Annotated in this window: 8 protein-coding genes; 3 read left to right on the top strand and 5 right to left on the bottom strand. The window is 35.8% G+C overall.

What is annotated here, in order from left to right; all coding sequences use genetic code 11:
* The first annotated feature begins 205 nt into the window (after positions 1-205).
* Entirely contained in the window at positions 206-1,201 is a 996-nt protein-coding gene (locus tag ACKPEB_RS10525; protein WP_408964835.1) for a polysaccharide deacetylase family protein, read from the top strand.
* A 124-nt stretch (positions 1,202-1,325) separates the two neighbouring features.
* Here the strand turns inward: ACKPEB_RS10525 and ACKPEB_RS10530 are convergent, their stop codons facing one another.
* On the bottom strand, positions 1,326-1,775 hold the full coding sequence (locus tag ACKPEB_RS10530; RefSeq protein ID WP_408964837.1) for a hypothetical protein: 450 nt from the start codon (positions 1,773-1,775) through the stop codon (positions 1,326-1,328).
* A 70-nt stretch (positions 1,776-1,845) separates the two neighbouring features.
* Positions 1,846-2,346, bottom strand: a complete 501-nt coding sequence (locus ACKPEB_RS10535) for a hypothetical protein (protein WP_408964838.1) — start codon at positions 2,344-2,346, stop codon at positions 1,846-1,848.
* Positions 2,347-2,404: 58 nt separating this feature from the next.
* Between ACKPEB_RS10535 and hypE the strand changes: the two genes are divergently transcribed.
* The gene (gene hypE, locus ACKPEB_RS10540) at positions 2,405-3,451 is read left to right on the top strand and encodes a hydrogenase expression/formation protein HypE (protein ID WP_408964839.1); all 1,047 of its coding nucleotides are present in this window, start codon (positions 2,405-2,407) and stop codon (positions 3,449-3,451) included.
* Between the two features lie 107 nt (positions 3,452-3,558).
* Here hypE and ACKPEB_RS10545 read toward each other — a convergent pair whose 3' ends face one another.
* From ACKPEB_RS10545 to ACKPEB_RS10555, 3 genes are all read right to left on the bottom strand, one after another.
* Positions 3,559-4,038, bottom strand: coding sequence for an NC domain-containing protein (locus ACKPEB_RS10545; protein ID WP_408964840.1), 480 nt, complete (start codon positions 4,036-4,038; stop codon positions 3,559-3,561).
* A gap of 118 nt (positions 4,039-4,156) precedes the next feature.
* Entirely contained in the window at positions 4,157-5,338 is a 1,182-nt protein-coding gene (locus tag ACKPEB_RS10550) for a 5-(carboxyamino)imidazole ribonucleotide synthase (protein WP_408964841.1), read from the bottom strand.
* A gap of 233 nt (positions 5,339-5,571) precedes the next feature.
* Entirely contained in the window at positions 5,572-8,598 is a 3,027-nt protein-coding gene (locus ACKPEB_RS10555; RefSeq protein WP_408964842.1) for a plasmid replication protein, CyRepA1 family, read from the bottom strand.
* Between the two features lie 198 nt (positions 8,599-8,796).
* Between ACKPEB_RS10555 and ACKPEB_RS10560 the strand changes: the two genes are divergently transcribed.
* The coding region (locus tag ACKPEB_RS10560; protein ID WP_408964843.1) for a M48 family metalloprotease at positions 8,797-9,285 on the top strand (489 nt) is incomplete at its 3' end.

Here is a 9,285-nt window from a genome sequence, read left to right on the forward strand (position 1 = left end):
TTAGTGTCCTTATGAATTAGGATTTTAGAGGTATTCTCGTTAAACCCTCAAAATGTAGAAGATTACGTTTGTAATCAGGGTCTTGACTTTTTATTAAAAATATGCATCTCTAAGCTCTGATTTAACGGGTGGATCAGTAAACCTTTGAGATGCAGTGTGATCAATCTCAATCCTATAATTCATTTTGGTGTGAAGGAGTAATCTCGTGGCCCAGTATAGTCCTCTATTACGACAACAGAAAGTTGCCTTATTTGCTCTTGTAGCAGCTACCGCTAGTTTTGCCGTTGGTGTGATGTTACCTGTTAATCTGAGGATGGATCGAGCCACTCAACAAAGCCTTTCCGTAAAGTCTTTACCCCCTCAAAGGATTGTTCCTAATATTTCTGAAAAACCTCAAACTTCTTCCTCAGAAACACTTTCTCAACCGTTATCAACATCAAGATTAACGATTGATCAAGCACTGACTCAAGGAGTTAACAATCTACAAAAAAACTTAGAACAATTAAAAAATCAACGTTTTAGTTATAATATTCCCCAACAATTTCAAGGTCAAACAATTAAAGAAGTAACCATTCCAGGGGAAGAAAAACTAATTGCGTTCACCTTTGATGATGGCCCCTGGCCTAACAGCACGCCTCAAATTTTAGATATTTTAAAAGAAAATAATATTAAAGCAACGTTCTTTTGGGTAGGTTCGGCTTTAAAAAATCAAAAAGATATTGCTAAAGCTGTCGTTAATGAGGGTCATGTTGTGGCGAACCACACTTGGAGTCATCGTTATCAAAAATATAGTCCTGCTGCTGCTGCTAAGGAAATTGACAGTACGGCTGAATTAATTGAAGAATTAACTGGGGTTGAAAGTCCGATTTTTCGACCTCCAGGGGGAGTTTTAGATAATGGATTAGTGGATTATGTGTTGAAGCAGAATCATGTTAATGTCATGTGGTCAGTGGATTCTCAAGATTGGAAATCTTCATCAGACAAAATTATTAATAATGTTTTAAAACAAGCGAAATCCGGTGGCATTATTTTAATGCACGATGGCGGGGGTGATCGTTCAGCAACGATTAAAGCATTACCAACGGTGATCAAAAAATTGAAAGAACAAGGTTATACGTTTGTGACAATTCCTGAATTATTAGAACGAGCGGCTCAAAAATCCGTTGAACAACCTCAAACCCCAGAGAGTAGTGAACCTTAAATCCCATTTTGTATAGAATAGATGATTCCCTAAACCCCAGGTAGAGACCTTCCATGAAAGGTCTCTACATCATACAGATGGGTAGCATACATTTAAGGATTTCATATTACTTCTCGTCAAAAAATTAAAATAAGAAATTTTTGATTTGATCAATAATGTGACTTTGACGGAATAAATCAATTCCAACTGCTGATTTAAGCAAATAAAAGAATAAACCAATAAAAAGGCTAACCATTAAGTTTAAACCAATGAGTAAAAAAACTGCTGCTATGAAATTTCCGACTTTGGTGATGCCATGAGTAACGTAATGGCGTTTACCTTTTCGACGTTCTTTCCCGACTAATAAAACAATATAGAACCGAGAAAACACTAAGTCAACATCAAATCTTAAATCTACAATTTTAGGAGAATTTTTAGGAATGGCATGATTTAATATTGTTCTGATCGCATTTAATTGTTCTGGAGTAAATGTTGATAAAATTTGGGGTTCTATTTTTTGAATATAATGTTCAGGTGTTTTTGCATGATAAGGAATTTTTTCAATGGGTTCTTGATGAATACTAAAGGATTTCATACGGTTGTATCTCCATATTTATACTTGATTTTTGTAAATTTAATACGGATGTTACTGAGAAAAGGCTATTTTAAATCAAATTAAATAGGTTACCTTTAAAGATTAACACACCGATTCCTAAACAAATCCAAGATAAGAAAATTAAACTGTAAAAAGATTGTTTTGAATTTAAACCTAAAGTTTGCAAAGGTTGATCAGCAAAAGCTAATCCGAGCAGCAGTAAAGTTGAAAATAGCCAGAGTAACATATAGCCTATAGGCCAAAGAAGCAACGGTTTAGGTTGAGTCCCTGACTCATGAGGAAATAAGCTCCAGCGAATCTTTTTCGGCCAGATTGAAGGCCATATCTGGAAAACAACACCAAAAAAGATGATTCCTATGATCCAAGCACTACCTAATACAATGCCTTCGGAACCTGTTTTGGCGAGATGGAGAATCAACACTAAGGTTACAAACCACATCCAACTTGTCACCTGAAATGCGGTTAAAAGCCATCCAGCGATTATAAAACCAAAGGCTAAAAGGGTGAGATAAAGCCAAGCTTTATAAAGATCAAGAGGTAAGTGTTTCATCTGCTATTTTGGAAATTTTTAAGGTATAATTAATTTTAATTCTATTAATAACCTATCTATGATATCTAATCAAGACTTTAATTTAAGTTGTCCCATTCCTATACAAAAATATCCTTATATTTTACTCGCTCATGGGGGGGGAGGTAAGCTCATGCGTCAATTAATTGACCAGATGTTTTTACCGATATTTGGTGAGCCGAACCAAGTTGAACATGATGCAGCGACTCTAAAATTAAATGGCAATAAAATAGCATTTACAACGGATTCTTATGTCGTTAATCCTCTTTTTTTTCCTGGGGGAGATATTGGTTCAATGGCGGTTCATGGAACAGTTAATGATTTAGCAATGGCGGGGGCTCGTCCTTTATATTTAAGTGTAAGTTTTATTTTAGAAGAAGGTTTACCGCTTCAAACGTTATGGGAAATTATAATATCGATGAAAAAAGCGGCTGATCAAGCCCAGGTAAAAATTGTTACTGGAGATACTAAAGTTGTTGATAAAGGCAAAGGGGATGGAATTTTTATTAATACATCGGGTATCGGAATGATTGAACATCATTTAACCATTAATCCCTTATCAGTTCAACCGGGGGATGCAGTGATTATTAATGGAGATTTAGGACGACATGGAATTGCAATTATGGCGGTGCGGGAAGGATTAGAGTTTGAAACAACAATAGAAAGTGATTCCGCCCCGGTAGCAGATGAGGTTTTAAAATTATTAGAAGCAGGAATAGAAATTCACTGTTTACGGGATTTAACACGGGGCGGTTTAGCGAGTACCTTAAATGAAATTGCCATCGGTGCTCATGTTGAAATTGAAATTCAAGAAACAGCAATTCCAGTATTAGAAGAAGTTAAAGGAGCGTGTGAAATCTTAGGTTTTGATCCCCTTTATGTTGCCAATGAAGGACGGTTTGCGGTGTTTGTTCCTCAGAAAGATATTGAAAAAACGTTATCAATTTTACAAGCTAAAATACCAGAAGCTTGTTTAATTGGTTTTGTTAAAAAAACGTCAACGCCTTTAGTGACAATGGAAAGTTCAATTGGGGCGAAACGAATTATTGATATGTTGAGTGGAGAACAGTTACCTCGAATTTGTTAGGAAGTAAAATACACTCAATCATCAGGAAACAGAAGAATGAAATACACGATTATTATTCAATGGTCTGAGGAAGATCAGTGTTTGGTAGTATTTCTACAATATTAGATCTACAATTCACCGGCATCTCGTTTTCGCCAAAATTCATCACGCTCTTTTTGCTGTTGTTTCAGTTTTTCTTTTCTAGCAGTTTCTAAATCTTGATTTAACTTGTTAGCAATAGCCTGCTTTAATTGATAACTTTCATAACTACGAACTGTTAAAACAGGTTGAACCAAAGAAACGGCTAAAGCTCCAATAGCTGTATGAATTTTATCTTGAATTTGACCAGAATATTGTTGACCTGTCATCACATACCAAGCAAACATTTCACAATTATTTTGATGAATATTATACTCTCCAAACAATTTAGGATAGTCTAAAATCCGTTTTTCTTGCTCAGGAGTTAATTCAACTCCTTTACCTTTATATTCAACACCATTAGGCCCCCAGCCAATTGAATTTTCAAAGGTTCCATCGGAGGAAATAAAATAATGTTTAGCCATTCCTAATGATTCATCAATAGGAATATAATAGATAGAGGTTGGCATGGGTACTAAGTGTCAATCTTTCTTTCATGTTATATAATATCCTGAAATCAGGATTGATAGACGTTTTTTTGATAAATCATAATCGAAGTTTTTGGTGCGTGCGTGGAAATTACGCAGCCTACGAGTACCAAATTGATTCTATTTCATCGGCTATTTTATTCGCTTTTTCTTCTATATTTTCATGGGGTTCTGTGTGAATTAATACGGTTACATGACCTAATTTTCGACCGGGACGAGATTCGGTTTTCCCATACCAACGAATAAAGGAATTCGGAATTTCGGCTATTTTTTGGCGTTTTTCTAAATAGTCACTATTAGCAGTTTCAAACCCTAATAAATTCACCATAACAGCCCCACTACAGTTTAAGCTTGTATTTCCTAAAGGTAAGCCACTGACCGCCCTTAAATGTTGTTTAAATTGAGACGTTTCACAAGCATCTAAACTAAAATGACCTGAATTATGAGTCCGAGGTGCGATTTCATTAACTAATAGTTCTCCTTCAGTTGTTAAGAATAATTCAATTCCAAATACCCCAATAACTTCTAAACTATTGAGTAGTGTTTTTGCGATCGCTTCTGCTGCTTCTGCTATACTTTTATTAATATTAGCTGGGGCGATAACTCGATGACAAACTTGATTTTTTTGCACCGTTTCAACAATGGGATAAACCGCCACATCTCCTGTTACAGAACGCGCTGCAATAACGGCTAATTCCCGTTCAAAAGGAACAAATTTTTGTAATAACATCGGAGGATAGTTAAATCTTGCCCAAGTTTGGGCGAGTTCCTCAGCATTGTTAATCATAAAAGTTCCTTGTCCATCATATCCATAACGACAAGCTTTTAAAACAACGGGATAACCGAGATTATGATTAATTATTTTACCATTTTCTGGTGTTAAAAGTTGAAATAAAGGAACGGGTAAACCGATTTTTTCTAAATAACTTAATTGATCATATTTATCGAGTAATAAGGATAAAGCTTGTAAGCGAGGACGGAAACAAACGCCTTTTTCTGCTAATTGAGATAAGGCGTTTAAATCAACAAATTCATTTTCAAAAGTAATAACATCACAATATTTTGCTAATTCTGCGGTTGCTGTGGAGTCATCAATTGCACCTAAAATAGTTTGGGCGACGAAAGGAACTGCGGGGTCTGTGGTGTGGGGGGTTTGAACAAATAAAGAAACCCCTAAAGATGCAGCTTCTATTCCCATCATCCAAGCCAGTTGTCCTCCGCCAATGACACCAATTTTTCTTACGGTTTGCGGTTCAATTGTGGGAATTGATAGGGTATTCATTGTTTAGTAATGCTCTCAACTTTATTAATTTTAACTTATTTTTTGCCAAAAAGAAACCAGGTTGTTATCAGAAGATTTAAGGTAGTTAACAAGATTGTGTGTAAAAACCCGGTTTTGAGAGTTTACCTATCCTACCCCTAAAAGAAACCGGGTTGTGATCGAAAGATTTAGGGTAATTAACAAGATTGTGTGTAAAAACCCAGTTTTTGGATAGAAGTGCTGAAGCACAATGACTAAGAGTTGAATAAGGAAAGTTGGATATAATTCGGGGTAAATTTAAACGGAGTTGGGTTGAGAGAATTTTCAGCAACTCTTGTGTCAAACTGACCTGGATATTGTCCTTCTAATTGTAACCAATATTGAAAGATTTGATCTCGGTGATCTTGAGGATCAAGAACCCGATAAACCCGGACTCGTTTTTTCTCTTGACGTTGCACCCGAACACAAGTTAAACGATAGCCAATTTTATCTAAAAAACGTTGTAAAATTGTGATAGAACTCGAATTTTTAGCCAGTCCTATTCCGGTAATTGTTTTGATAGCATTGCGATCTTTTAGAGCAATTTCAGCAACGGTTTGTAAGTCATGGTCAGTATTTTTTAAGTCTCTTTCTGGATTTTTTAGTAAGGCAGGAATTCCTAATAATTCCATCAATCCAATCATCGATCCTAACTGATAACGATTAAAATCTGGTGCAAAAATATGCCCTTGTCCTTGTTCCATTAACCGTCTTGCAATTAAGGCATCTCGACCCATTAAATAGGGACGACCTACGGTTAAAAAATAATGAATTCTGAGTTGTTGATACCATCCTTGGTCATCTTTAGTAATTAAATCTGAGGTAACAGTCACTCCATAGCGTAATTTTAATTCATATTTACGAATAGCACGACGTTCTTCAGGAGTTTTAACTAATTGTTTTTGAAGATAATAATATTGACAGTCGCTTAAGTTTGGAGAGTTAATAACAGCTAAACATTCCGCATGATAATTTTGGTTTTTAACCGCTAAAATTAGTTCATTTAAACTAGGACGTTCTGAACTTTTTGTTTTTAAAATTTCGGTCGATTTAATCGCATTTTTTGGTTTTTTCTTGGCTTCGGGAATTTCAATAATTTCATGACCTTCTGTTATTAGTCCGCTTAAAATTGTGGTTCGGTAATTTTCCATTCCTGCATTAAATCGCACTGCCATTTTTGCCCAACACAGTAAAGATTCAGCTTGAAATCCGATTTCTAAATCATCTAATCCTTCAAAATCCGATTGTTGCAAGAGTCGAATATTTAAACGGGTTAATCGTTGTCCACTACTGAGTAAACAACTCATCGAGGTAGACCCATTTCCAACTTGATTAAATCCTCGGTTTGCTATCCAGATCAATCGGGGAATATTACCTCGAATTCGTCCGAGTGCTTGGCGAACAGAATTTTCAGATTGAATGCCTTGAAATATGCCCCAAACTGAAGTAAAATGATCTTGAATTTCAATACTAACTCCGGTTTCAATTGCTGGAGAAGCTAACACAATATCATAGGATTTTAACAAATGATTAAAGTTAGTCATTGAACCATAAGCTGCATGATTAGGATCAGCTAAAGATTCTGAATCAATTCTCAAAATTGAACAATCGGGAAATTGAGTTTTGAGATAGGTTTCTAGGGTTCGTGTTCCCCATTGACTGGTTAATTTTTGTGCTGATAAACAAACAAACGGTTTTCCGCCTTCCGCAATATGTTGTTCTAAGTCTTTCACCAGTTGGTCAGGAGTTTTACCTAAATAGTTATAAACTTTCCATGCTTCATCCGGTGAAGGTTGCCAATCATTTTGAATAATAAAAGGTTGGAGATGCACACCAGATAAAGCCGTTAAATAGTCAATCGATGTATCACTTAAATCAGCGTCACAAGCTACAACTTGACCCTTGCCACCTAAAACATTTTGCATGAGGGTTTTTAATGATTTTAGAATAGAAACCCGATGATTTTGGCAGGTTTCTGAGTTTAATCCATGCCATAACACTTGTTCAACTTCATCTAAAATAACCAGTCCATTTGACCAATTTTTAGCTTCAAATTGAACACTAGAATTAGGGTGCAAAGAATCAATACATAATCCATATCCTAAACCAGAATCAGGGGATATAATAGGGGATTTCATATATTGTAATCCAAACCGTTGACATAGTGCTTCAACCAGTCGAACTCGATGACCAATAACTAAAACCCATTGTCCTCGTTTAATGGCTTCTTGAACAAGAGTTTCTAATCGTTTCGTTTTTCCACTACCTTTGGGGGACTTTATGGCGATTAATTTAGCAGTCTTAGGAATTTTTATAGAGGATAAATAACGAGTATTTAGATTTATATCAGCTAGATAATTTAAGCGATGATAGGAAAATGCTTTCCAATTTTCTAAGGAAGTAGCAGCTTGATAAGCTTGATCAAATTTGTTTTGACCTTGTGCTGAAATTAAATCATCAACTCCTTTCCCTAGTTTTGGATTCCAGTTAACAATATAGACGGAACACCCTGCCTGATTTAATAGAGATCCTGTTTGATAAATGGCTAAATTAACAGCTTTAATTGTTTGAGGTTTAGTATCTTGATCAAATACCATATAAATCTTACGATTTTGATAAGTAAATTGCTGTAACTGTTCAATTAAAAAGGGTTTAGCAATTTTATTTCCATATTGATCGCGGGGGACTCGGTAGCCACTATGAATCCCAGGAAGGGCAATAGCGATATATCCTGCTGTTAATAATGCGCCTGCTTTTTTAGCTCCTTCTGTAATACATAATGGCAGTTCGGGATGTTGAATGACCCATCGCCAGAATCCTAAATCCGGTTGATGAGGTTGAATATCTGAAGGTTGAATTTTAATCGAATATTTTTTAGAGATTCGTTCCCAGATATTTTGAGTAATTCTTAAGGCAAAAATTCCCGTAGGTGTATGGGGAGGATGTTCATATTTAATATATTTACGTTCATCTGAAGTTAAACGAGGTTTAACCGGTTTAAAACACCCCCATAAATCAGGATTTCCGGTCAAAATATCAATCCCAGAACACCACCACCCCCCATCATAAAGGTGTTGATAACGGTTAAGAATGGGTTGGGATAAACGACCTGTATTTAATCGCGGAAGGGTATCAGCATAGAGAAGATAATCTAACGGACGATACCCATCCAAAGGAATTACGTTCAGTTGGGTAAGTTCTGCGTCAACGCCACTTTTTGTCCACTCTGTTAAATAGTCCATTTCTCTGTTATTGCAACTGTGGATTTTTAAGCGTAACTCTTGGATGAAAGGTTAACTATAAAATTTTGTAAACGTTTTGACGTCATTTTTATCTCTGGTGAATAATTGGTCTAATTTATCCTAGACAAAAGCAATCTGAAGTGTTAAAATTAACTCAATTTACAAATCATCGCTTGTGGTTTCACTGGAGGTGCAGTTATGTTTCAGGGGTTGTATTCTACTCAGAAATTAGCAATTTTAGCTTGTCTGGGTTCGTTATTTTTCCCTTCGCCTCTTTTAGCAGAATCATTCCATCCCAACTCGATTTTAATTGCTCAAAATCCCTCTACTGATGACCGTTATAAACAAGCCAGAGAAGAACTTCCTGAAGATGTTTATGTTATTTATCGAGTTGTTGAACGAATTGCCAGAGCAAATGGCTTAGATAATAGCCCTTGGCGGGTTGGAATTGTGAATGAATATAATATTAATGCCTTTGCAACAGAAGTTAATTTAATTGCCCTTTATACAGGTATTTTAGATCAATTAGCGGGAGATTCTTCGGCTATTGCTTGTGTTATTGGTCATGAAATAGCCCATCATGTTGAACGTCATATTGCGTTAGGGCCAGCCGAAGCAATGGCTTTAAAAGAACGCATTCAAAAAGAAGCTGAAGAACAAGTTTTAGCGGAAATTCAAGATGCTAAA

It is taken from the genome of Planktothrix sp. (assembly GCF_046067725.1).
In the GTDB taxonomy this organism is placed as follows: Bacteria; Cyanobacteriota; Cyanobacteriia; order Cyanobacteriales; family Microcoleaceae; genus Planktothrix.

Coding starts and splice junctions, on each gene's coding strand:
- ACKPEB_RS10530 (WP_408964837.1), bottom strand. CDS start 1,775: ATGAAATCCTTTAGTATTCATCAAGAACCCATTGAAAAAATTCCTTAT.
- ACKPEB_RS10535 (WP_408964838.1), bottom strand. CDS start 2,346: ATGAAACACTTACCTCTTGATCTTTATAAAGCTTGGCTTTATCTCACC.
- hypE (WP_408964839.1), top strand. CDS start 2,405: ATGATATCTAATCAAGACTTTAATTTAAGTTGTCCCATTCCTATACAA.
- ACKPEB_RS10545 (WP_408964840.1), bottom strand. CDS start 4,038: ATGCCAACCTCTATCTATTATATTCCTATTGATGAATCATTAGGAATG.
- ACKPEB_RS10550 (WP_408964841.1), bottom strand. CDS start 5,338: ATGAATACCCTATCAATTCCCACAATTGAACCGCAAACCGTAAGAAAA.
- ACKPEB_RS10555 (WP_408964842.1), bottom strand. CDS start 8,598: ATGGACTATTTAACAGAGTGGACAAAAAGTGGCGTTGACGCAGAACTT.